21 protein-coding genes are annotated in these 23,641 nt (G+C 62.5%); 5 read left to right on the top strand and 16 right to left on the bottom strand.

Features of this window, described 5'->3' with window-relative positions; translation table 11 throughout:
- Window positions 1–22 precede the first annotated feature (22 nt).
- The 3 genes from ilvN to miaA all read right to left on the bottom strand — a co-directional run bounded on the left by ilvN (window position 23) and on the right by miaA (window position 3,913).
- On the bottom strand, window positions 23–565 hold the full coding sequence (gene ilvN, locus AC1RQ5_RS11340; RefSeq protein WP_398478567.1) for an acetolactate synthase small subunit: 543 nt from the start codon (window positions 563–565) through the stop codon (window positions 23–25).
- 195 nt (window positions 566–760) lie between these two features.
- Window positions 761–2,539, bottom strand: coding sequence for an acetolactate synthase 3 large subunit (locus AC1RQ5_RS11335; protein ID WP_493198981.1), 1,779 nt, complete (start codon window positions 2,537–2,539; stop codon window positions 761–763).
- A 447-nt stretch (window positions 2,540–2,986) separates the two neighbouring features.
- Window positions 2,987–3,913, bottom strand: a complete 927-nt coding sequence (gene miaA, locus AC1RQ5_RS11330; RefSeq protein ID WP_493198980.1) for a tRNA (adenosine(37)-N6)-dimethylallyltransferase MiaA — start codon at window positions 3,911–3,913, stop codon at window positions 2,987–2,989.
- Between the two features lie 3 nt (window positions 3,914–3,916).
- Between miaA and serB the strand changes: the two genes are divergently transcribed.
- Window positions 3,917–4,819, top strand: coding sequence for a phosphoserine phosphatase SerB (gene serB, locus AC1RQ5_RS11325; RefSeq protein ID WP_493198978.1), 903 nt, complete (start codon window positions 3,917–3,919; stop codon window positions 4,817–4,819).
- 127 nt (window positions 4,820–4,946) lie between these two features.
- On the opposite strand, the gene AC1RQ5_RS11320 is transcribed toward serB, so the two are convergent.
- The 11 genes from AC1RQ5_RS11320 to AC1RQ5_RS11270 form a co-directional block, all read right to left on the bottom strand.
- Window positions 4,947–6,473: a Do family serine endopeptidase gene (locus AC1RQ5_RS11320; protein WP_493198976.1), complete on the bottom strand. Its 1,527-nt coding sequence runs from the start codon at window positions 6,471–6,473 to the stop codon at window positions 4,947–4,949.
- A gap of 191 nt (window positions 6,474–6,664) precedes the next feature.
- Window positions 6,665–6,865, bottom strand: coding sequence for a DUF2065 domain-containing protein (locus AC1RQ5_RS11315; RefSeq protein WP_398484230.1), 201 nt, complete (start codon window positions 6,863–6,865; stop codon window positions 6,665–6,667).
- 154 nt (window positions 6,866–7,019) lie between these two features.
- The gene (gene hflC, locus AC1RQ5_RS11310; RefSeq protein WP_493198974.1) at window positions 7,020–7,910 is read right to left on the bottom strand and encodes a protease modulator HflC; all 891 of its coding nucleotides are present in this window, start codon (window positions 7,908–7,910) and stop codon (window positions 7,020–7,022) included.
- Window positions 7,907–9,058: an FtsH protease activity modulator HflK gene (hflK, locus tag AC1RQ5_RS11305; protein WP_398484234.1), complete on the bottom strand. Its 1,152-nt coding sequence runs from the start codon at window positions 9,056–9,058 to the stop codon at window positions 7,907–7,909. Before hflK ends, hflC begins: the two co-directional genes overlap by 4 nt.
- Before the next feature lie 152 nt (window positions 9,059–9,210).
- Entirely contained in the window at window positions 9,211–9,738 is a 528-nt protein-coding gene (locus AC1RQ5_RS11300; protein WP_493198972.1) for a dihydrofolate reductase, read from the bottom strand.
- A gap of 2 nt (window positions 9,739–9,740) precedes the next feature.
- A complete protein-coding gene (locus AC1RQ5_RS11295) occupies window positions 9,741–10,535 on the bottom strand; it encodes a thymidylate synthase (protein WP_493198970.1) in 795 nt (264 codons plus the stop codon).
- A gap of 256 nt (window positions 10,536–10,791) precedes the next feature.
- Window positions 10,792–11,757, bottom strand: coding sequence for a tripartite tricarboxylate transporter substrate binding protein BugD (locus AC1RQ5_RS11290; RefSeq protein ID WP_493203386.1), 966 nt, complete (start codon window positions 11,755–11,757; stop codon window positions 10,792–10,794).
- 147 nt (window positions 11,758–11,904) lie between these two features.
- The gene (locus AC1RQ5_RS11285) at window positions 11,905–13,470 is read right to left on the bottom strand and encodes a tripartite tricarboxylate transporter permease (protein WP_398483165.1); all 1,566 of its coding nucleotides are present in this window, start codon (window positions 13,468–13,470) and stop codon (window positions 11,905–11,907) included.
- Between the two features lie 13 nt (window positions 13,471–13,483).
- Entirely contained in the window at window positions 13,484–13,984 is a 501-nt protein-coding gene (locus tag AC1RQ5_RS11280; protein ID WP_398483167.1) for a tripartite tricarboxylate transporter TctB family protein, read from the bottom strand.
- Between the two features lie 90 nt (window positions 13,985–14,074).
- Window positions 14,075–14,611, bottom strand: a complete 537-nt coding sequence (locus AC1RQ5_RS11275) for a chromate transporter (RefSeq protein ID WP_398483169.1) — start codon at window positions 14,609–14,611, stop codon at window positions 14,075–14,077.
- Window positions 14,608–15,210 (bottom strand): chromate transporter, encoded by a 603-nt coding sequence (locus AC1RQ5_RS11270; RefSeq protein WP_493198967.1) that lies wholly within the window; start codon window positions 15,208–15,210, stop codon window positions 14,608–14,610. The genes AC1RQ5_RS11275 and AC1RQ5_RS11270 overlap by 4 nt, the downstream gene beginning before the upstream one ends.
- A gap of 270 nt (window positions 15,211–15,480) precedes the next feature.
- On the opposite strand from AC1RQ5_RS11270, the gene AC1RQ5_RS11265 reads away from it, so the two are divergent.
- The 4 genes from AC1RQ5_RS11265 (at window position 15,481) to AC1RQ5_RS11250 (ending at window position 18,348) form a co-directional block, all read left to right on the top strand.
- Window positions 15,481–15,996 (top strand): SspB family protein, encoded by a 516-nt coding sequence (locus AC1RQ5_RS11265; protein WP_398483173.1) that lies wholly within the window; start codon window positions 15,481–15,483, stop codon window positions 15,994–15,996.
- A gap of 92 nt (window positions 15,997–16,088) precedes the next feature.
- Window positions 16,089–17,507, top strand: coding sequence for a class II fumarate hydratase (gene fumC, locus AC1RQ5_RS11260; RefSeq protein ID WP_493198965.1), 1,419 nt, complete (start codon window positions 16,089–16,091; stop codon window positions 17,505–17,507).
- A 392-nt stretch (window positions 17,508–17,899) separates the two neighbouring features.
- Entirely contained in the window at window positions 17,900–18,088 is a 189-nt protein-coding gene (locus AC1RQ5_RS11255; RefSeq protein WP_398483177.1) for a DUF4169 family protein, read from the top strand.
- Entirely contained in the window at window positions 18,085–18,348 is a 264-nt protein-coding gene (locus AC1RQ5_RS11250; protein ID WP_398483179.1) for a ribbon-helix-helix domain-containing protein, read from the top strand. Before AC1RQ5_RS11255 ends, AC1RQ5_RS11250 begins: the two co-directional genes overlap by 4 nt.
- Before the next feature lie 86 nt (window positions 18,349–18,434).
- On the opposite strand, the gene AC1RQ5_RS11245 is transcribed toward AC1RQ5_RS11250, so the two are convergent.
- Both AC1RQ5_RS11245 and AC1RQ5_RS11240 read right to left on the bottom strand, forming a co-directional pair.
- On the bottom strand, window positions 18,435–22,103 hold the full coding sequence (locus tag AC1RQ5_RS11245; RefSeq protein ID WP_493198963.1) for an AsmA family protein: 3,669 nt from the start codon (window positions 22,101–22,103) through the stop codon (window positions 18,435–18,437).
- 160 nt (window positions 22,104–22,263) lie between these two features.
- Complete coding sequence (locus AC1RQ5_RS11240; protein WP_493198961.1) at window positions 22,264–23,580, bottom strand: MFS transporter; 1,317 nt, start codon at window positions 23,578–23,580, stop codon at window positions 22,264–22,266.
- Between the last annotated feature and the right edge of the window lie 61 nt (window positions 23,581–23,641).

Below are 23,641 nucleotides of genomic sequence, written 5' to 3'. Positions count from 1 at the left end.
TCCCAACACCCCTCCCGTCCAGTTACATCCCCTCCGCGCCGCGGGTGATCGCCGCCACGCCGGTGCGCGAGATTTCGACCAGGCCGAGCGGGCGCATCAGTTCGATGAAGGCGTTGATCTTGGACGACGAACCGGTGATCTCGAACACGAAGCTTTCGATGGACGCATCGATGACGCGGGCGCGGAAGGCTTCGGCGAGGCGCAGAGCCTCGACGCGATGTTCGCCGATGCCGCGCAGCTTCACCATCGCGAGCTCGCGCTCGATGGAGCGGCCGGTCAGCGTCATGTCGACCACGCGATGCACCGGGATCATGCGATCGAGCTGGTGCTTGATCTGGGTGATGACCATCGGCGTGCCGGTGGTGACGATGGTGATGCGCGAGACATGTTTCTGCGCTTCGGTCTCCGATACCGTGAGGCTCTCGATGTTGTAGCCGCGGCCGGAGAACAGGCCGATGACGCGCGCGAGCACGCCGGGCTCGTTGGCGACCAGTACCGAGAGCGTGTGCGTCTCGTTGGGATCGTGACGCTCTTCGATGAAATAGGCGGAGGCTGGCTGTTCCATTGTCATTTCCTGTCGAAGTCTTGGTCGGCTTGCGCCGGAAAATCCTTGTCGGCGCCCTGCACTCTTGCTGGATCCCCGCGAAAGCGGGGGTCCAGTAAACACCGGCCATGCAGCTCCATCACTGACGCTGGTGTTTACTGGATCGCCCGGTCAAGCCGGGCGATGACAGTGAGTGTGAGGCTCGTTCTCAATCCATCACACCAGCGCCTTGCCGCCGGCGAAGGCTGCAGCCGTGGCTTCGTCATTGGCTTCCAGCGGCAGCAGCATTTCGTTGTGCGCCTTGCCCGACGGGATCATCGGGAAGCAGTTTTCCAGATTGGCCACGCGGCAATCGAACAGCACCGGCTTCTTCACCTTGATCATCTCCTCGATCGCCCCGTCGAGATCGCCGGGCTTCGTGCACTGCAGGCCGACGCCGCCATAGGCTTCTGCCAGCTTGACGAAATCCGGCAGCGCTTCCGAATAGGAATGCGACAGGCGGTTGCCGTGCAGCAGCTGCTGCCACTGCCGCACCATGCCCATATACTGGTTGTTCAGGATGAAGATCTTGATCGGCAGCTCGTGCTGAACCGCCGCCGACATTTCCTGCATCGTCATCTGCACCGACGCATCACCGCCGATATCGATGACCAGCGAATTCGGGTGCGCGACCTGCACGCCGAGTGCGGCCGGCAGGCCATAGCCCATGGTGCCAAGGCCGCCGGACGTCATCCAGCGATGCGGCTCCTCGAAACCATAGAACTGCGCCGCCCACATTTGGTGCTGGCCGACTTCGGTGGTGATGTAGGTGTCGAGATGCTTCGTGTTCTCGTACAGGCGCTGGATCGCGAACTGCGGCAGGATCACATCATTGTTGGCCTTGTAGGCCAGTGAATTGCGCGCGCGCCAGCGGTTGATCTCGAACCACCACGGATCGATCGCCGGCTTCTTCGCTTCGGCCTTGAACACCTGCAGGATGTCGCCCAGCACATTGGCGCAATCGCCGATGATCGGCACATCGACGCGGATGTTCTTGTTGATCGAGGACGGATCGATATCGATGTGGATCTTCTTCGAGTTCGGCGAGAACGCATCGGTGCGGCCGGTGATACGGTCGTCGAAACGCGCGCCGACGCACAGCATGACGTCGCAGTCATGCATCGCCATGTTGGCTTCGTAGGTGCCGTGCATGCCCAGCATGCCGAGCCAGTTCGGACCGGAGGCCGGATAGGCACCAAGGCCCATCAGCGTCGAGGTGATTGGGAAGCCGGTGACCTCGACCAGTTCGCGCAGCAGTTTCGACGCTGCCGTGCCAGCATTGATGACGCCGCCTCCCGAATAGATCACCGGGCGCTTGGCACCGGCCAGCATGGAGACAGCCTTGCGGATCGCCTGAGCATCACCCTTCACGCGCGGTGCATAGGAGACGTGGACGTCCGACTTGCGCGGCGGATGATAGGTGCCGGTGGCGAACTGCACATCCTTCGGCACGTCGACGACGACCGGGCCCGGACGGCCGGTGGTGGCGACATAGAAGGCCTCATGCAGCACCTTGGCGAGATCGTTGACGTCGCGGACCAGCCAGTTGTGCTTGGTGCAGGGCCGCGTGATGCCGACGGTGTCGCATTCCTGGAACGCATCATTGCCGATCAGATGGGTCGGCACCTGGCCGGTGATGCAGACCAGCGGGATGGAATCCATCAGCGCATCGGCCAGCGGCGTCACCATGTTGGTGGCGCCGGGACCAGAAGTGACCAGCACGACGCCGGGCAAACCGGTGGAGCGGGCATAGCCTTCGGCGGCGTGGCCGGCGCCCTGCTCGTGGCGGACCAGGATGTGCTGGACCTCCTCCTGCTGATAGATCTCGTCATAGATCGGCAGCACGGCGCCGCCGGGATAGCCGAACAGATGCTTGACGCCGTGATCCGCGAGCGCGCGCACGATCATGGCGGCGCCGGTCATCTGGTTGGGATCGTGGGGCTTTGAGTCACTCATGGTCGGCTCCGGATGCGCGCTGGGCGCTTTGGTCGATGAGGTCTGGTTCGTGATGTGGTTCAGGCAATAAAAAAGGGCCCGTTGAGGACCCCTGTGCGCACCGCTCGGATCGTGGGTAGCCGTCAGCTACCCCCGGCGATGCGCCAGGGTACCACGATAATAAGGAGATTTGTAACTTTATTGCGCATGACTTGGTCGTTTGATCTCGAAACTTGCGCGGACCATAGCGGGCAAAAACGGGAAGTCAAGGCATCCCGGCCGGTTCGCGCGTGAGACCAAAGGCTAGCCGGGTCCGGGGCGCTCGGCGAGAGGAAAGATAAGAGGGGCTGATATGCGCACAAGCTCACCCCCCATGGTGAGGAGGCGCGTAGCGCCGTCTCGAACCATGAGATGGCCGGGCTCAGCGCCCTGCCGCCATCCTTCGAGACGCGCGCAAATGCGCGCTCCTCAGGATGAGGGTGGAGTATGGATTTTCGCCTTGGCCTCCTCCGGCGTCATCCATTCAAATTCCGGCAATTGGTGTCGAAACCAGGTGAATTGCCGCTTGGCGTAGTGACGGGTGTCCGCCTGCCCGATGGCGCAGGCCTCTTCGCGCGAGATCTCGCCGCGCTGATACCTGACCAGCGCCGGCACGCCATGCGCCTTCATCGCCGGCAGCAGCGGATCAAGGCCACGCGCTGCGAGCGCTTCGACCTCCCCCAGCGCCCCCTCGTCCAGCATCCGCACGAAACGTGCATCGATGCGGGCATAGAGTTCGTCGCGGTCCGGCGCGAGGAAGATGGCGGTGGTGCCGTAGGGCGGCAGCAGCGGCGGCAGCGCGTCGCTGTGCCAGTCGGTCAGGGCACGGCCGGTGGCCTCGATCACTTCCAGCGCACGCGCAATGCGGGTGCGGTCGCGCAGGTTGAGCCTGGCGGCGGAGACCGGATCACGTACCGCGAGCTCTGCATGCAGTGCTTCCGGGCCGTGGCGCTCAAGCCGCGCGCGGACATCGTCGCGCACGGCGTCGGGCACCGGTGGCACGGCGGAGAGGCCGCGGGTCAGCGCCTTGAAATAGAGGCCGGAGCCGCCGATGAAGATCGGCAGCCTCCCCTGCGCCCGCACCTCAGCGAGCACGTCGCGCGCGGCATCGACCCAGGCGCCGGCGGAGAAATTCACGGCTGCATCCACCGTGCCATAGAGGCGATGCGGGGCCATGGCCTCCTCGTCCGGCGTCGGCCGGGCGGTGAGCACGCGGAGATCGCGATAGACCTGCATGCTGTCGGTATTGATGACCACGCCATCCTGCGCGCGCGCCACGGCCAGCGCCAGCGCCGACTTGCCGCTCGCGGTCGGCCCTGCGATAAGCAGCGCTCTGTTATCCGGCCTGGAACTCACGTCATGTCTCTCGTCGCTACCCTGATCTGCAACCCCGCCGATCCCGCTCTCGATAGCACGGTGCTCGACGGTCTGCGCGCGATCCTGCCGGGCGATACCGAACTGCACTGGCTGAGCGACGGCGTCGCCGCCGACATCCTGTTTGCCGCCGACAACAACAGCACCACCGACCAGCTCGCTTTCGCCGACCGCCTGCGCGCCGCGCGGGGCGACATGCCGATCGACGTGGTGGTGCAGCCTGTTCTCGATCGACGCAAGAAGCTTTTTCTCGCCGACATGGATTCCACCATGATCGGCCAGGAGTGCATCGACGAACTCGCCGACTTCGCCGGGCTGAAGGCCCATGTGGCCGCGATCACCGAACGCGCCATGCGCGGCGAGATCGAATTCGAGCCGGCCCTGCGCGAGCGCGTGGCGCTGCTGAAGGATCTTCCCATCACCGTGGTCGACGAGACGCTGGCCGAGCGCATCACGCTGACGCCGGGTGGCCGCGAACTGGTGCAGACCATGCGCGCACACGGCGCTTACACGTGCCTCGTCTCCGGCGGCTTTACGCTGTTCACCGCGAAGGTGGCGGAGCTGGTCGGCTTCCAGGAGAACCGCGCCAACGAGCTACATGTGAAGGACGGGAAGCTGACCGGGACGGTGGCCGAGCCGATCCTCGGCAAGGCGGCGAAGCTGGCGACGCTGGTGGAGCTGCGGGAGTCGTTTGATCTCGACCATCTCGATACGATGGCGGTCGGCGATGGCGCCAATGATCTCGCGATGATCGGGGATGCGGGGCTTGGGGTTGCTTTCCACGCCAAGCCCGCAGTGGCTGCAGCGGCGCATGGACGGATCGATTTCGGCGATCTCAGTGCGCTGCTCTATGCGCAGGGGTACAAGCGAAGTGAGTTTGTGAGCTGACTTCGACTTCCTGCATCGCCCGGCTTGACCGGGCGATGCAGGAGACACCGGCGTCAGTGATAGAACCAATTCGGCAGTGTCTACTGGATCCCTGCTTTCGCAGGGATGACAGACAGAGCGCGGGATCTTACTGCAAGCTCAGCGCCACAAACCGCAACTCGCCTTCGGCATTCGACACCAGCAGCAATACCGACTTCTTGCCGTCCTTCTTTACGGCATCGATGCGCTTGCTGACATCGGCCGCATTGGTGACCGCTTCCTGCGCGACTTCCACAATGACGTCACCAGCCGAGAGGCGCTTCTCGGCGGCGTCGGAGCCCTTGTCGACTCCGGTGACGACGACGCCCTTCACGCTGTCCTTGATCTTGTACTTGGTGCGCAGCTCCTTGCTGAGCCCCGTGAGATCGAGGCCGAGCGCCTTCTGCGTGGCCGGCTTCTCGGCTTCCGGTGCGGCCTTCAACGAGGCCTGAACCGGCTTGTCATCTTCCAGACGGCCGAGGGTGACCTTCTTGGTCTCTTCCTTGCCCTTGCGGATGATCAGCACATCCACGGCCTTGCCCACCGGGCTGGCGGCCACGGCGCGCGACAGGTCCTTCGGCTCCTTGACGTCCTTGCCGTCGAACTTGACGACCACGTCGCCGGTCTCGAGGCCCGCCGGCTTGGCCGGGCCCTTGTCGTCGATGCCGGCAATCAGCGCGCCGCGGGCGGGCTTGATGTTGAGGCTTTCGGCGATCTCGTCGGTGACCGGCTGGATGCGCACGCCGAGCCAGCCGCGGCGTACTTCCTTGTACTCACGCAGCTGGTCGATGACGCCCGCCACGGTCTTCGACGGCACGGCGAAGCCGAGGCCGATGGAGCCGCCGGTGGGCGAGATGATCAGCGTGTTGACGCCGACCACTTCGCCATCGAGGTTGAACAGCGGGCCACCGGAATTGCCGCGATTGATCGAGGCGTCGGTCTGGATGTAGCTGTCATACGGGCCGTTATTGATGTCGCGGTTGCGCGCCGAGACGATGCCGGCCGTGACGCTGCCGCCGAGCGAGAACGGATTGCCGATGGCGATCACCCATTCGCCGAGACGCAGCTTGTCGCTGTCGCCGAATTTGACGGCGACGACCGGCTTGACGGGCGTGAATTTCAGTAGCGCCAGGTCGGTCTTCTTGTCGACGCCGACCAGCTCAGCCTTGATCTTGGTGCCGTCATTCATGATGACGTTGATCTCGTCGGCACCGTCGATGACGTGATTATTGGTCACCGCGAGGCCCGAGGAATCGATGATGAAGCCGGAGCCGAGCGAATTGGTCTTGCGCGGCTGCATGCCTCCGCCGCCCTTCTCGCCACCACCGCGGCCGCCACGATTCTTGAAGAAGTCCTCAAAGAACTCCTCGAATTGCGAGCCCGGCGGCAGTTGCGGCATTGCACCGCGATTGCCACCCTCGCCGCTGTTCTTCGCTTCCACCGTCGAAGAGGTCGAGATGTTGACCACGGAATCAATCACCTTCTCGGCGACATCGGCGATGCCATCCGGGCCACGCGCGGCGGCCGGCAGCGAAGCGCCGACCAGCGCACCGACCGCGATTGCCGCAACGAGCGGACGCAGGCCGAAATTGCGCAGGCGGCGCGAGGACGTGAGAGCGGAGGTGACGATGGACATAGGGGTAACGTCTCCTGACGAGAGTCGGCGATTTGCATGCAGAGTGCGCCCGAACCACGCGATTGCGCAAGCCTCGGCGGAACCTCGGAGCAGCGGTCTCGGTCAGGTTATTTGAGCTGCAGATTGCGGCGGAATACGGATAGGCCGGCTGCGATCATCTTGATCGTACTGCGCTTTTAGACAGGCCGCTGCTAGCGCCGGATAAACCAGATCAGGAGCAGGCCACCGACTGCGGAAATGATGCCGGCCAGCCGCAATACGCTGTCCGGAGAGGCCAGTGCGCTTTTCATGGCGCGGCGCATCCAGCCGGGAAAGCCAAGGAACAGGATACCCTCGAAGACGAGCAGAATCCCCAGGCCGATGAGGAAGTCGGTCAGCGCTATGGACCCCACCGGTATCAACTCCCGAACTTTCGCACCCTGACGTTTCTTGGCGCAGTCTTCTGAAAAGCAAATGAGGCGCATCGTGTGACGATGCGCCTCATCCTTAGATCAGACTTGCCGCGAACGCAAAACGGATAGGCCATTTGCGTTGCGCGACCCGCCTTTATGGTTTCGCAGCAAGCGGCTTGCCCGACGGATTGGCGAAGAAGCGGAAGAACTCCGAATCCGGCCGCAGCAGGTAACGGGTGTCACCCTGCTTCAATCCGTTCTCATAGGCCGTCATCGAGCGGTAGAAGGCGAAGAACTCCGCATCCTGGCCATAGGCTTCGGCGAACAGACGGTTACGCTCGCCGTCGCCGGCACCGCGGATCTGTTCGGCCGTCGAATTGGCATCGGCGATGATGACCGTCGCCTCACGATCCGCCTTGGAGCGGATTTCCTGCGCCTTCTGGCCGCCCTGTGCGCGGAACTCGGCGGCTTCACGCTGACGTTCGGTCTGCATGCGCTGATAGACCGCCTGGCTGTTGGCATCAGGCAGGTCAGCACGCCGGATACGGACGTCGACAACCTGAATACCGTAGCCGTCCGCTTCCTTGTCGAGCTGGTCGCGGATCTTGTTCATCAGGCCTTCGCGGTCGTCGCGAACGATCTGGATGAACGTGACCTCGCCGAGCACACGGCGCATGGCCGCGTTCAACAGCGTCGTCAGCTGGATGTTGGCGGCCTGGATGGAGCCGATGCTCTGATAGAAGCGCAGTGCGTTCTTGATCTTGTAGCGCGCGAAGGCATCCACCACCAGACGACGCTGGTCGTTGGCGATGAGTTCCTGCGCAGGGTTCTCGAGATCGAGAATGCGCTTGTCGATCGAGATGACGCTGTCGATGAACGGCACCTTGAAGTTCAGGCCGGGCTCGGTGACCACGCGCACGGGCTCACCGAGGCGAACCACGAGGGCCTGCTCGGTCTGGCGCACCGTATAGAGCGAGCCGAAACCAAGGATGACGAGCACCAATACGACGATCAGTGCGACGATACCTGAGATACCGGATTTCATCGGGCGACCCCACTCTGCTGAGGCTGACCAGATGTCGCCGGTGGCTGACGTCGCGGCGTCAGTTCGTTCAAGGGAAGATAAGGCACGACACCCTGCGAGCCCGCGCCCGAGCCGGGATCGCTGATCAGCTTCTCGGCGCCATGAAGGATCTTTTCCATGGTTTCGAGATAGAGACGCTGACGGGTCACGTCCGGTGCCTTCTTGTACTCTTCATAGACCTTCAGGAAGCGCGCGCTCTGGCCCTTGGCCTCGGCGATCGCCTGTTCGCGATAACCTTCGGCGACCTGCAGGATCTGCGCGGCACGACCGCGTGAATCCGGCACGACGCGGTTGGTATAGGTCTGGGCTTCGTTCTGCAGACGCTGGGCGTCGGCCTGCGCCGCCTGCACGTCGCGGAAGGCGTCGATGACCTGGGCAGGCGGATCGACCTTCTGCAGCTGCACCTGCTGGATCAGCACGCCGGCGCCATAGCCGTCGAGCGTCTTCTGCATCAGTTCCTGCACCTGGGTTTCGGTCACGGTGCGTGCGCCGGTGAGGATCGGCTGGATATTGGCGCGACCCACCACTTCACGCATCACGCTCTCGGCGACAGCCTTCACGGTGCCTTCCGGATTCTGGATGTTGAACAGGAAGTTGCCCACGCCATCCGGCTTGATGCGCCAGAGCACGGTGAAATCCACATCGACGATGTTCTCGTCGCCGGTGAGCATCAGGCTCTCTTCCGGCACGTCGCGCATGGTGCGGCCACGGCGACCGGTGTCTTCGAGGATCGACATGCCGACCGACAGCGTCGACACGCGCAGCGCCTTCGGCAGCAGCACGGTCTCGATCGGATAAGGCAGGTGATAGTTCAGACCAGGCTGAACGGTGCGGACATGCTTGCCGAACCGCAGCACGACGCCGAGCTCTTCGGACTGCACGCGGAAGAAGCCGGACAGGCCCCAGATGGCGATGGCCACCACGAGGATGAGGAAGATACCCATGCCGCTGACGAAGCCGCCAGGCAACATCGACTGCAAGCGGTCCTGCCCTTTGCGCAGAAGATCCTCAAGATCAGGCGGCCTCGGTCCGGACGATTGCGGACCCGATCCCCAGGGTCCTTTCGGGCCGGGACCCCAGGGGCCTCCGCCTTGATTCTTCCACGACATTCAAACTCTCCTCTGCGCGGCCGGACATACCGGTCTCGCCATCTCTGCATGGCTTTATAGGGGACGGCCCCTGCTCTTACAACGCGGGGCGCTAGACCTTGGGAGCTAAGCGCAACGCCCTGTTTTTCAATGTTAACGGGCGGAAAAGACGGTTAACGCGGCGCGATCCGGCAATATGTCACATAGGAGAAATCGACGCTGTCCTCGCCCGCCGCAGGGTGCCGGACGCGCGCCGTTTCTTCCCATGCGGTGAGATCGACCGGCGGCAGAGTGGTATCGCCCGCGGGGCTTGCATGGACCTCGGTGACTTCGAGGCGATCCGCAAAAGGCATCCATTGGGCATAGATTTCGGCACCGCCGATGATGGCGATCTCGCCGACGGAACGCCGCAGGGCATCGCCGATGGCGATCGCACGCGCCGCGTCGAGCGATGTCGCGACAACGGCGCCATCCGCCGTGTAACCGGCATTGCGCGTGATCACGATATTGGTGCGGCCCGGCAGAGGCCTCCGCGGAAAGGACTCGAAGGTTTTACGGCCCATGACGATGGGCTTGCCGATGGTCAGCGCCTTGAAGCGCTGCATGTCCGATTTCAGCCGCCACGGAATGGTGTTGTCGTGACCGATGACACCGTTCTCGGCGACGGCGTAGACGAGGACGATCTCAGGAAGGACCTTCACGGTTACACCGCGACCTCGGCCTTGATATGCGGATGCGGATCGTAGCCTTCGAGCGTGAAGTCCTCATACCGGAACGCGAAGATGTCCGTCACGTCCGGATTGATCTTCATCACCGGCAGCTTGCGCGTCTCGCGCGTCAGCTGCAGGCGCGCCTGCTCCAGATGATTGGAGTAGAGATGCGCGTCGCCGAGCGTGTGCACGAAATCGCCGGGCTTGAGGCCCGTCACTTGCGCGATCATCATGGTGAGCAGCGCGTAGGACGCGATATTGAAAGGCACGCCCAGAAAGACGTCCGCGGACCGCTGATACAACTGGCACGATAGCTTGCCATTGGCGACATAGAACTGAAACAGGCAGTGGCACGGCGGCAGCGCCATCTTCTCGATCTCGGCCGGATTCCAGGCCGACACGATCAGCCGGCGCGAGTCCGGGTTGCGCTTGATCATGTCGATCACATTGGCGATCTGATCGATGCTGCGGCCATCCGGCGCCGGCCATGAGCGCCATTGCGATCCATAGACCGGACCGAGGTCGCCATTCTCGTCTGCCCATTCGTCCCAGATCGAGACGCCGTGATCCTTGAGATATTTGATGTTGGTGTCGCCCGCCAGGAACCAGAGCAGCTCGTGGATGATCGCCTTCAGCGACAGCTTCTTGGTGGTCAGGACGGGGAAGCCGTCGCTGAGCTTGAAGCGCGTCTGGTGGCCGAACACGGACAGCGTGCCGGTGCCGGTGCGGTCGTGTTTCTCCACACCATGGCTGAGGATGCGTTCGAGCAGGTCGTGATACTGGTTCATGATCGATCTTGTGGCTGTGAGCCGGCGAACTTATCGCTCCGGTCGCAACCGGGACATGCCGATTCCCGGATTATACCCGGAAATCTGGGATCCCTCCCCGCAAACGACAAGGCCGGATCCTCGCGGATCCGGCCCTGCAATCGGTCTGTAGGATGGGCAAAGGCGCTCTTGCGCCGTGCCCATCACCTCGCACCCCAGATCTTTGATGGTGGGCACGCTCCGCTTTGCCCACCCTACAGGTTCCGCCGGTTCCCGCTTACTGGGCGGGCTTCAGCACCGCCGACCATTTGACGACTTCGTCCTTCACCAGCTTGCCGAGGGCGGCCTGGGTCCGGCCTTCCGGCTTCGGAATGTCGGAGCCGAGATCGAGCAGGCGCTTCTTAACGTTCTCGTCGTCGAGCGCCTTGGCGGCGGCGGCGTTCAGCTTGGCGGTGATCGCGGCGGGCGTGCCCTTGGGCGCGAAGATCGCGTTCCAGGCCGAGGCCTGGTACTTCGGCAGACCGGCTTCGTTGGTGGTCGGGACGTCCGGCAGCGACGGATTACGCTCCGGGGTCGCGATGGCATAGGCCTTGATGGTGCCGCCCTTGATCTGCGGAACGGCATTGACGATCTGGTCGCACATGTAATCGACCTGGCCGCCGACCAGCGCGTTCATCGCAGGACCGGTGCCGTTGAACGGCACGCCGATCGGCTTGATGTCGAGCACCGACGAGAGCAATTCGCACGACGAATAGGACACCGAGCCGACGCCGGCATGGGCCATGTTCAGCTTCTCGTTATTCGCCTTCACATAGGTGACGAATTCCTTGAGATCCTTCGGCGCAAAATCCTTCTTGGACAGGATGAGGATCGGCGTGCCGGCGAGCAACGCAACCGGCTCGAAATCCTTCTCCGGATGATAGGCAAGCTTCGGATACAGCGGCACGGCGGCGGCATGGGTGCCCATGTGACCGGTGATGATGGTGTAGCCGTCATTGGCGGCCTTGGCAGCGCGGGTCGCGCCCGTGGTGCCGCCGGCGCCGACCACGTTCTCGATGATGATCTGCTGGCCTAGCGTCTTCGACATGTCGGACGCGACGATGCGTGCGATGACGTCGGTCGGGCCACCGGCCGCGAACGGCACGATCATGGTGATGGGACGGGTGGGATAGTCCTGTGCCTGCGCCTTCGTCGAAATGGTGCCGATGCTGGCGAGCGTCGCCAGGCCACCTATCGCAAGCATGTTCTTAAATGACTTCATCTTATTGCCTCCCAGACCAAAGTTTTTGCGCCATTATGACGTGTCATGCGGCACTCATACAAAGCAACGGCCCGAAGTCCATTCGACTTCGGGCCGCGGCGGAGTGACGCAGTATTGTAGTTAAGACCGCTAGCTCTCGGACTCGACGAAGACCTCGTCGCGCTTCTTTCGCAATGACGGAAGCACCGCGAGGATCAGCAGGAAGGCCGAGATCGCCATCAAGGTGGCCGACAGCGGACGGGTGAAGAACACCGTCGCATCACCGCGCGAGATCAGCAGTGCGCGACGCAGGTTCTCTTCCATCAGCGGGCCGAGCACCATGCCGAGCAGCAGCGGGGCCGGCTCGAAGTCGTGCTTGATCAGCCAGTAGCCGATCAGACCGAAGATGCCGGCAAGCACGACGTCCATCGGCGCGTTGTTCACCGAATAGATGCCGATGCTGCAGAACACCACGATCGAGGGGAACATCAGGCGATACGGCACGCGGAGCAGACGCACCCAGATGCCGACCATCGGCAGATTGATGACAAGCAGCATCAGGTTGCCGACCCACATCGAGGCAATCATGCCCCAGACGAGTTCGGGTTGCTTCTGCATCACCTGCGGACCGGGCACGATGCCGTGAATGGTCATCGCGCCGACCATCAGCGCCATCACCGCATTCGGCGGAATGCCGAGGGTGAGCAGCGGGATGAACGAAGTTTGCGCCGCAGCATTGTTGGCGCTTTCCGGCGCCGCAACGCCTTCGATCGCACCACGGCCGAACTTCTTCGGGTTCTTCGAGAGCTTCTTTTCGAGCGTGTAGGCCGCAAACGACGCGATGACCGCGCCGCCGCCCGGCAGAATGCCGAGGATCGAACCAAGCACGGTGCCACGCAGGATCGGCATCGACGAGTCCTGCAAGTCCTTCTTGGTCGGCATCAAGCCAGTGACCTTGTTCTGGACCAGCTGGCGGTCTTCTTCGCTGCCCGCATCGAGGTTGCGGATGATTTCCGCAAAGCCGAACAGACCCATCGCGACAGTGGCAAAGCCGAGGCCGTCAGCGAGTTCGGGGATGTTGAACGACATGCGCGACGCACCGGTCTCGATGTCCGAGCCGACCATCGACAGCAGCAGACCGAACACGATCATCGCGATCGCCTTCAGCACCGAGCCTTTGGCAAGCACGACGGCAAAGATCAGGCCGAGCACCATCAGCGAGAAGTATTCGGCTGGACCGAAGGCGAGCGCCAGCTTGGTGAGCGGCGCGCCGAGCACGGCGATCAGAACGGTGGCAACGCAGCCCGCGAAGAACGAGCCGATGGCCGCAATCGCGAGGGCCGGACCTGCACGGCCCTGCTTTGCCATCTGGAAGCCGTCGAGCGCGGTGACGACCGAGCCGGCTTCACCGGGAATGTTGACCAGGATCGACGTGGTCGAGCCACCATATTGCGCACCGTAATAGATGCCGGCGAGCATGATCAGCGCGCCGACCGGCGGCAGACCGAAGGTGATCGGCAGCAGCATTGCCACGGTGGCAATGGTGCCGATGCCCGGCAGAACACCGACCAGCGTGCCGACCAGCGCACCGATCAGACACAGCAGAATGTTCATCGGCAGCGGGATGCTCAAACCGCCAAGCCATGCGGGAGACCACTGTACGAATTGGAAGACAGTCGCGAAGCCGAGACCGAGATTGGAAAAAAGATCGCCCATAACGCCCTCGTCCTCAACGCATCAGGAAAGTCGGCCACATCTGCAGCGGCAGACCCAGCGCGTACGGGAATAGCAAGGCGCAGAACGTCGTCAGGCAGGCGCCGACGATGGCCGTCTCAACCCACTTCGTCTCTGTCGAACCGAGCGCTGCGATCAGGAAGCTCGACATCGCCGAGAAGATCATGCCCATCGGGCGAATGCAGAGCGCGAACGAGACGATCGCGATCATGACGAAGACCGGACCGCGCCAGTGAAATTTCTGAAGTCCGGGGCCTTCGGTGAAGACGCCGACGAACATCACGGCAGCGCCGAGACCGAGCAACAGAATGCCGAACATCCGTGGCGCGGTACCTGCACCGAACGAGAAGCCATGCATGCCTTGCAGATCACTCGATGCCCACAACGCAAATGCAGCAATCGCCACCAGGGCGAGGCCGCCGATAAAGTCCTGCGGGCCTTTGACCCAGCTTGGCAAGATTGATTTCTCCGGCGCGTGGCTCGGCGCATCACTCATTGTACGTCCCTCTAGTCACGAGCTTATCATAGCCCAACGTCGTTCAGAGCCCGCCCAGGCCCCGTGGTCGAACTTGCCTAGCCATTTTCGTCAGAGAATGCCAGCGAAACCAAGTAATCCGCCGCCAACTAACAACCATAGCGGGTTGAGCCGCGTTGCAAAGGCCAGAACGGCTGCAACCGCGGTGACGGAATACGCTACTATAGAAGTGTCTGCGGAATTCATGACGATGAGGCCACTCGCGCACATTAGACCAATGGATAATGGGACAAGTGCCGCCTGCACAATTCCTGGCCATGTCGCGTGCGTCGAGCGTGCGAGTAAACGGCTTATATAATAGGCGACAACTGCAGTCGGCCCGCACATGGATAGGGTCGCAACTAAAGCCCCGAGAACACCGGCAACCTGGTATCCGATCAGCGTAACGATCAGAACATTGGGGCCCGGCGAGAGCTGCGAGATCGCAAAGACATCGGCGAACTGCTTGTCCGTGAGCCAGTGATTGACGTCTACCGCAATGCGGTGAATCTCCGGAATCGCTGAATTTGCGCCGCCGACAGCGAATAAGGACATCAGCCCGAAGGTCCAGGCGATTGTCCAGAGCGTACCGATACCAGTCTGGTTCACGCCCTGCTCCAGCGTCGCATCATTATGGTGAGCAGAATGCTGACCGGAATGGAGACCAGTAGCACCGTCGGCAACGGCCAACGCATCAAGCCAACGGCGACAAACACAGCCAGCATCATCAACAGGCTGAGTGGCTCGCGTTTTTTCAGGATCGGCAACATCATCCGCGCGATAACCGCGAACAACAATCCGACTGCAACGCAGGAGACGCCAGCAAGTGTGCGGCGCAGCGATTCCATATCGCCATAGCGTCCATATAGAATGGCAAGGATCGTGACGATCAGGACCGGCGGCCCGAGCAGCCCGGCGAATGCAGCGACAGCACCGGGGATGCCACGGATGCGGGCTCCGAACACGACCGAGAGATTGACGATGTTGGGTCCGGGCAGGAAATGGCAAAGCGCGAAGGTTTCATTGAATTCCTCCGCCGTCATCCAGTGGTGCTGCTCGACGATCGCCCGGCGTGCCCAGACCAGCACACCGCCAAAGCCGGCCAGTGACATTTTCGCAAAGGCAACGAACAGCACGCCCAGCCCGACGGGCGCCTGGGTTGCAGATCCGGTGCTTTCAGCCATGAGTGGCGGCGGCGAGGCGGGCATGGCGCCGGTTTAAGCCGCAGAGACGGCTGCGCCAAACGATTTTACGTGGTTTTTTGCGCCGATATGCGGCCATGAGGCCTCCGCTCTGTTTCGCGACCCACCACTCTTCTATATAGAGTGCAGTCGTCCGCCCGGCTGTCGGCCTTGAAGATTGCTGACCTCGGGTGCATGCCGGCGTATGAAGTGGGAAAGATGGCGCGAGTCGGCTTCCCGACATCGCCACAATTGCCGATACATCCTCTACCTAGACGAAAGCGACGGGGCCGAACGATGCCGACCGATCATATTCGATACGACGTGCTGGCCCGTGACGCCCTCCGCGGCGTGCTGCGCAAGGTGCTGATCGATGCAGCCGAGCACGGCCTGCCGGGCGAGCATCATTTCTTCATCACCTTCATCTCCAAGGCGGACGGCGTGAAGCTGTCGCCGCGCCTCTTGGCGCAATATCCGGAAGAGATGACGGTGATCCTGCAGCACCAGTTCTGGGATCTCACGGTCACCGAAGACCGGTTCGAAGTCGGCTTGTCGTTCAACGGAATTCCCGAGCGCCTGGTCGTGCCGTTCGCGTCGATCAAGAGCTTCTATGACCCGTCCGTGCAGTTCGGCCTGAGCTTCGAAACCGAGGCTGCCGCCGAAACGCCGGCCGCAGGCACGCCACCGGCAACGACGCCGGCCGAAGCGCTCGCCTCCCCGCCTGCGCCGCCTGAAGCGCCTGCCGAGGGTGAAGCGCCGAAGCCCGGCGAAGGTGCAGAGGTCGTCCGTTTAGACCGCTTCCGAAAGAAATAAGCGCGAGAGCGTGTACAGTGAAAGGGCCGCAGCAATGCGGCCCTTTTCTTTTTGCGCTGCGTCCGCTGATGCAGCAATGCAGGACATCCATCATGGCAAAATCGTCGAAGAAAACCTCCGCCGCATCCACCCGCACCGAAACCGACAGCTTCGGGCCCATCGAGGTCGCCGCCGACCGCTATTGGGGCGCGCAGACGGAGCGCTCGCGGCAGAATTTTCGCATCGGCCATGACCGCATGCCGATGCCGATCGTGCATGCCCTTGCCCTGGTCAAGCTTGCCGCGGCGGAGACCAATCGCGAGCTCGGCCTGCTGCCGCCGAAACTCGCCAAGGCCATCGTCCAGGCCGCAGGCGAGGTGATCGACGGCAAGCTCGACGATCATTTCCCGCTCGTGGTCTGGCAGACCGGATCCGGCACGCAAACCAACATGAACCTCAATGAGGTGATCGCCAACCGCGCCAACGAACTGCTTGGCGGCGAGCGCGGTGCGAAGAAGCCGGTGCATCCGAACGATCACGTCAATATGAGCCAGTCGTCAAACGACTCGTTTCCGACTGCGATGCACATCGCAGCCACTCAGGGAATCACCCACGACCTCATCCCGGCCCTGAGTGAATTGCTTGTTGCGCTGCGCAAGAAAGAGAAAGCCTTCGCAAAGATCGTGAAGATCGGACGCACGCATACGCAGGACGCGACGCCGCTGACGCTCGGTCAGGAATTTTCGGGCTATGCATCGCAGGTCGAAAGCGGGATCGCGCGGCTTCGTCACGGCGTGAAGGAGCTTCATCCGCTCGCTCAGGGCGGAACGGCGGTCGGCACCGGCCTCAACTCGAAGCCGGGCTTCGCCAAACTCTTCGCGAAGAATGTGCAGAAGATCACAAAGTTGCCCTTCACCAGCGCAGCTAACAAATTCGAGGCACTCGCCTCGAATGACGCTTACGTCTCAGTACACGGATCGATAAACTCCGTCGCAACAGGGCTATTCAAGATTGCAAACGACATCAGGCTGCTCGGCTCCGGCCCGCGTTCGGGACTCGGCGAGCTCATTCTGCCCGAAAACGAGCCGGGCTCATCGATCATGCCGGGCAAGGTGAATCCGACACAATGTGAAGCAATGACAATGGTATGCTGTCAGGTATTTGGTAACCACACCGCCATCACGGTTGCCGGCAGCCAAGGTCATTTCGAGCTCAACGTGTATAAGCCTGTGATGGCGCATTGTATGATGCAGTCCATCCAATTGATCGCAGACGTTGCGCGATCCTTCACAGAGCACTGTGTCGATGGCATTCGCGCTGATGAGAAGCGTATCCGCGAGTTGATGGAACGCTCGCTGATGCTGGTGACCGCGCTCGCACCGAAGATCGGCTATGACAACGCCGCCAATGTTGCGAAAGCCGCTCATAAGAATGGCACGACCCTGAAAGAAGAAGCCGTGCGACTGGGTCTTATTGATACGAATGAGTTCGATCGTCTCGTTCAGCCGGTCAAAATGATACAGCCCGGATAAGATCCTCGCTGTTGGGTCAATTTTTTTTACTCACAGCTTGTTGAGAATATCTCAAAGACGAAATAGTTATAGTTCATACCGCCTATTTGGTTAGAACGAGCTGACTTTCGTTTCTGGCCAGTGCTGCGATACTGCGAAGGCGACTTGATGAGTCAACTCGGCGAGTGAGCTCATCAAGTCGGATTGGTAAGTCCGGCCGAATTTTCGACCGCAATTGAGTTCGATTGTCTAAGTTGGATTGTCCGAATTGAATTGTTTCTTTTTCTGTTTGGCGATTGGAGTGAATTTTTTGGATGGATCGCGAAACCGATTTCGTTCTCGCCACGTATCTCTGCACGACGGTGACGTCCGCGTTTCACGCTCCATCATTTCATTGAACGACGGGAGCGATCATGGGTGACCTGATCAATCTGAATCGCTTCAGAAAGCGCGCAGTGCGCGAAGAAGCTTCCAGACAAGCAGAAATCAACCGCGCCAGTTTCGGGCGCACTAAATCCGACCGTATTTTAGAGGAGCAGCGCACTGCCCGTGCGAACACCATGCTTGACCAGCACAAAATCGATGGCGAGAGCGCATCATGAAGTCGCCCGTAGTTAAGAGATCGATCGTCGTTGCTGGACATAAAACCAGCGTGAGCCTCGAAGAGGCGTTCTGGAACGGCATGAAGGAGATCTCCAATCTCCGCGACATGACGCTTTCGGAACTCGTGGGCGAAATCGACACCAATCGTCAGCAGGGCAACCTGTCATCGGCGATTCGGCTGTTCGTGCTCGATTATTTCCGGACTCGTGCTGCACCGCCGCAGCGTGGTTCCGAAAGCACCCCGAATCTCTCTGCCTGACCCTTAAATCGACAGTGGTGCGTGTCACTGCTGTCGATCGCATGTCCGCTCGGGCGGATCACGCCGCAGGCACCGTTTCCCAATCGTCAAAATGCCGGCCTGACCGGCGGCATTGCTGCAGGTGGCGTGAGCACCATCGGCGGCGATAGCCGTGGCTTGGGTTGCACACGCGTGGAACCCGGCGCGGGGCGCACTTCGATCGGCGCCGGCAACGGCGCGACGCTGACGACAGGTGGCATCGCCGGCGGCGCGATCACCTGCCGCGGAGCTGTTGCGCGTGGCGGGGATCGTCGCGGCAACGGAATATCCGGCGATGTCGGCGACGATGACGTCGGCATATCGCCTGACGGCGCCTCGCGCGGCTGGACCGCACTTGGCGGCGGGATGGCTGCCGGAAGTGGCGCAGGCGATTGTGAAGCGCCGCGCTCCAGCAAATCGAGCCGACGCGTCTCGCGATCGATGGCCCGCACCGCAAGCCATGACGACAACGACGCGATGTCGATGCTGCGATCCAGCCTGTCGGGTGGTCCTACCAGAAACAGCTGGATTTCCGGGCGCGCGCTGGAGCCGCCCGCGACGGCTCCCGACAGACTCGCACGGATATCAGCCTGATCGGCGACGATGTCGTAGCCACCGGATACGATGGCCCGCGCGCCTTCGGCCTCCAGCGTGGTGGCACTGACGCGGAGACGGCCATCCTTGATATCGAACGGAATCTGCGCCGAGGACATCGCGAATTCGCCCTTCGCCAGCACCGGCTCGATGATCTGCTTCAGCTTTGCATCATCGGTCGCCTGGCCAGAATCGCTGGCACGGATCGCAGCGTCGAAGACGCGCGGATCGAGACCGGCGATGCGCAGGCCATCCACGGTCACAAGCCCATTGCCCGACACCGCCCCTTCCAGCGCCGATGCGCTGCGGCCTTGCGACGCGACGCCAAGTTTCAGCGACGTCTTTCCGGCCGGCATCGACAATCCGCGATAACGCAGCGCCGTGCCGTCTGCACCGGACACGTCGACGCGTGCACTCAACGCGTAACCGCTGACGGCAGTGGGTTTGAGATCGATATCGGCCACGACATCGCCGCCGCCGAGCTTGCCCTTGATGGCATCCACGGTCAGAGAGCGGCCATCGCTTTTGATCGTGCCGCTCACCGGCCGCAATTCGGAGCCTCCGGGCAGCGTCGCGCTCAAGGCTTGAAAGGCGAGCTGGCCGCGCCAGCCCTGCAGAAGGCCGCTGCCGAGCGGCTCGCCCGCCTCATGCCCGCGCGCGCCGATGATCCAGCCGAACGCGGGAGCCAGTTCGATATTATCGGTGCCGAGCTGACCATCGATAGACTTTTCCGTTCCGAGCGTCAGTGCCAGACGCCCACGCATCCGCGAGCCGGCGACGATGCCGTCGATATCGTCGAGCGCGAGCTTGTCGCCATTCAGCGACAATCGCGACGACAGGCTTGCTTTTGCGGATGCATCGGTCGGCTTGAGATTCAACAGCGGCGCAGCATTAGCCTTGCGGACCGACAATGTCAGCGCGGCCTTCGGCGTGGGTGCCCAGAGCTCGGCACTTCCTTGCACATCAGCATCGACATCATTGCCGGAGAGTTTCGCCTTGATCTGCATCGGCGCACGCCATGCTCCGCTGGCATCGGCCTCGAGGGACAAGGCCGCATCGCCAGCGGCGAGCATGCCGTTCAGGCCGAGCAGTGCAAGCAGTGTCGTTCCCTGCCCTGTCGCTTTGGCCTGCAGCGACAGCTCGCTGCGTGACAGCACATCGGCATCGATTCCACGCAACGCAGCAACCGTCGGCGATGTGGCGACGGTCAGCGCAGCCTTGACCTGCGGCGCATCGATATCGAGCGCGATACGTGCGTCACCGCGATCCGAATTCACCTGCGGCCGGCTGAGATCCAGCGCGAGCTTCAATTTTGCGGCGCCAGGCGTGGCCGGCAGGGCGCCGATCCTGTTCGCCACCGCTGGCGCGAAGGGCGCAACGATCCTGCCGATCTGAGCAAGGGACGGCGCGCTCGCATTCAAGGCGAATTGACCGGTCGCCTCGTTGCGATCGAAGGCGCCGCTGCCGTCGAGCATGACGCCAGTGGCCTCGCCGATCCTGAGCCGCTCAATGGCAATCGTTCGGGGGCCATAAGCGAGTTGCGCCGCAAAAGGACGCATCTCCTGACCGGACGACGTCGCGCGACCGATATCGAGAGATAACTTTCCGGCCTCGGGCCATTCGGTCTGCGATCCGCCGAGTGAGCGCACGAGCGCGGTGCCTGCATCGAGATCCAGACGATCGGCCTTGAGTTCGGCTTCGATCCGCGATCCAGCGGAGCCGGACGGATAGGCGAACGACACCCGGCCCTCCAGCGTTCCGCCATCGATGTCCGCCTTCAAGCCGTCGAGCGACACACGGTCCGCATTCGAGATGAAATTGCCACGAATGCGCAGTGGCTTCTGATCGCCGAGACGGACATCGCTGCGCCCTTTCAGCCAGCCGGCGAGGAGATCGGGATCGGCAGAGTCGATACTGAATGCGCCCGCAAAGCCGCCGGCGGCGCCGTTTTGCGGCGCGCCGCTCGCGACGACGCGCGTCGCCCCAGGCGCGCGGAATTCGAGCCGTTCGACAACCCATGATTTGGCATCGCCATGGAGGTCGGCACCGATATTCAGTACCGGCCGGCCGCCAAGCATGATCTGCTCGGCACCGATTTCGATCTGCGTCCGCAGCGGGAGTTGAGGGACAATCGCCGTCAGCCTCCGCAGCGCGGCGATCGGGGTGGCACTGTCGCCGCCAGCGTCCTGCTTCGCCAATAGCCGATCCGCATCGAGCTGTTTGGCTGACAGTACCGCATGCAACAACGGCGATGCACCGAAACGGAGATCGGCGACGCCCGACAGTTTCAGCCCGCCATCGTCGGTGCCGTAACTCACATCCACGCTTTCAATCAAAGCCTGTGACGGGTCGGCCTTCACCTTGCTGACGATGCGCCACGGCGCACTCGCAAGACCGACATCGGCCTTGCCGCTTGCCCCGCGGGCAATCGTCATGGCGCCATCGAAGCTCGGGGCACGATTGTCGAAACTCAGGATGCCGTCGAGATCGATGCCCGGTGCCTTCTCATTGCCATCGATGACAAGGCGGAGCCGCGTGCCATTCCCATCGCTGGTCTGGCCCGACGAAATGCGGAATGGGGTGCGCGTACCAACGCGGGTGAAATTGCCGTCTCCGCGCATGGCGCCAGCCGCCAATGAACGAACATCACCACTGAAGGCGATGTCGCTGAGTTCGATCGTGGAGCGGCTCGCTGCGTCATGCAGATTGAGGCGGCCGGTGACATTCAGCCGATCGATGGCGAGCGCGCCGAGATTGAACGGACCAGTCGATGCCGGCAGATCGAGACGGCCCTGCGCATTCAAGCCGAGATCGACGGCAGCACCGCCAACCGTGAGTTCGGTGGCGCGCCATTCGCCGCGCAGCAGCGAACCGAGGCTGAACTCCACATCCAGCTTGTCGGCACGGAAGCGGCCGAGGTCATTGGCGCCGCCGATGGTGACGCCGTGCAACTGCAGCGAGGGCGCCGGCAGCAGCCGCGCATCGAGCGCGCCGACCACTCGCACGGGCGCGCCAACAATGCGCGTCGCCTCCGCTTCAAACTGCGGGCGGAACTGGCTCCAGTCGATGAAGAACGGCCCGACCAGAGCAGCCACCAGCGCCAGGATGAATGCGATCGCCAGGCCGAGCAGCGTGGTCTGCAAGGAATCTCCCCTTCAGCGGTCCAGCGGCATCGCGCCTGCTGGCGTCGGCGCCATCTCGGAGGCGCCGGAATTCACTCTATCTATAGAAGGAACTGTGGCGAAGTCACAGCATAACCCGCAGGCGCGATGGCGCGGACGTGTTGCGGCAAATCGCCCGCAATCAGCTGCGCGAAGCCTGTTCCAGCGCATCGCGCGCCGCCTGAGCGTGGTGCAACCGGCCAGCCACAACCCGTACCTTGCGCGGCGCCGCCATCCAGATCGCCAAAGTCGCGACGAGGCAGACGACGATCCCCAGCGCAAACGCGAGCGTGTAAGTGCCGTAGTGATCGTGCAGCACGCCGGTCACCAGTGGCCCAGCAGCACCGCCTGCCAAGCCGGCCAGAGTGAGCGTGCCAAAAATGCTGCCAAAATGCTCGCCATGGAAAATTTCCAGCACCACCGCGCCCATCACGGAGGTGACGCCATAGCCGAGCAGCCCCTGTGAAATCACCATCACATAGACCAGAGCGATGCTCGGCACATATTCGAGGGCGATCAACGCGGTGAAACAGATGGCGAAGCCAAAGCCGCTGACGGTCCAGATCCATTCGCGACCGATACGATCCGACAGATGGCCGAGGAAGATCTGGCCGGGCACGCCGAACAGGCTGACCATCGCGAGCGCCCAGGCGGCCGTATGCGGCGAGAAGCCGACATCGAGCAGATATTTGGTTTGATGCACCTGGACCGCGTACCAGGCATAAAGGCCACCAAAAAGTCCTAGCGCCAGCCACCAGAAACGCGCGGTGCGGATCGCACGGCCAAGGGTCCAGTCGATGCTGGCCCAGGCGGGATCGACGATGTTGGAGATCGGCTTGGTGGAGGGATGCGGCGCCGCATCGCCATCCGGCAACAGCCCCATGTCTTGCGGGCGCTTGCGCAGCAGGAGATTGATCGGCACCAGCACGATCAACACCACGAGGCCCATCGCGGTGCATGCCGTGCGCCAGCCGGTCTGCTCGATCATCAACTGCACCCAGGGCAGTATCGTCACCGAGCCGATACCGACGCCGGCAAAAGCGAGACCGATGGCGAGGCCGCGTTTGCGGCTGAACCAGTTGGGCAGGAACAGCGATTGGCCGGCATAGCCAAGGCAGATGCTGCCGGCGCCGACGAGAACACCGATGGTGAGATAGAGATGCCATGGCTCGCTCGTCAGCGGCGCGAGCAGAAGCCCCGCGCCCATCAGCACGGTGCCAAGCTCCATCACCGCACGCGGGCCGCCGCGATCCATCAGCTTGCCCATCAGCGGACTCATGATGGCGGAGACGAGAAAGCCGAACGAGAAGGCGCCGGCCGTGACGCCGCGATCCCAGCCGAATTCGGAGATGATGGGCGGGAAGAGCAATGAGAACGACGTGCGGGCATTCACCCCGATCGCCATCGTCACGAACGTGACGGCAACGATCACCCAGCCATAGAAGAACGGCAGCCGCATCGGCTGATGCCTTTTCTTGGACGCCGCAGCGCCGAATTCCAAATGTCCGAAGCCAAGCCAC

The organism is Tardiphaga sp. GW821-FHT12E02, assembly GCF_058807155.1.
The sequence above is the reverse complement of the archived record's forward strand: the minus strand, read 5'-3'. Positions and strand labels throughout refer to the sequence as shown.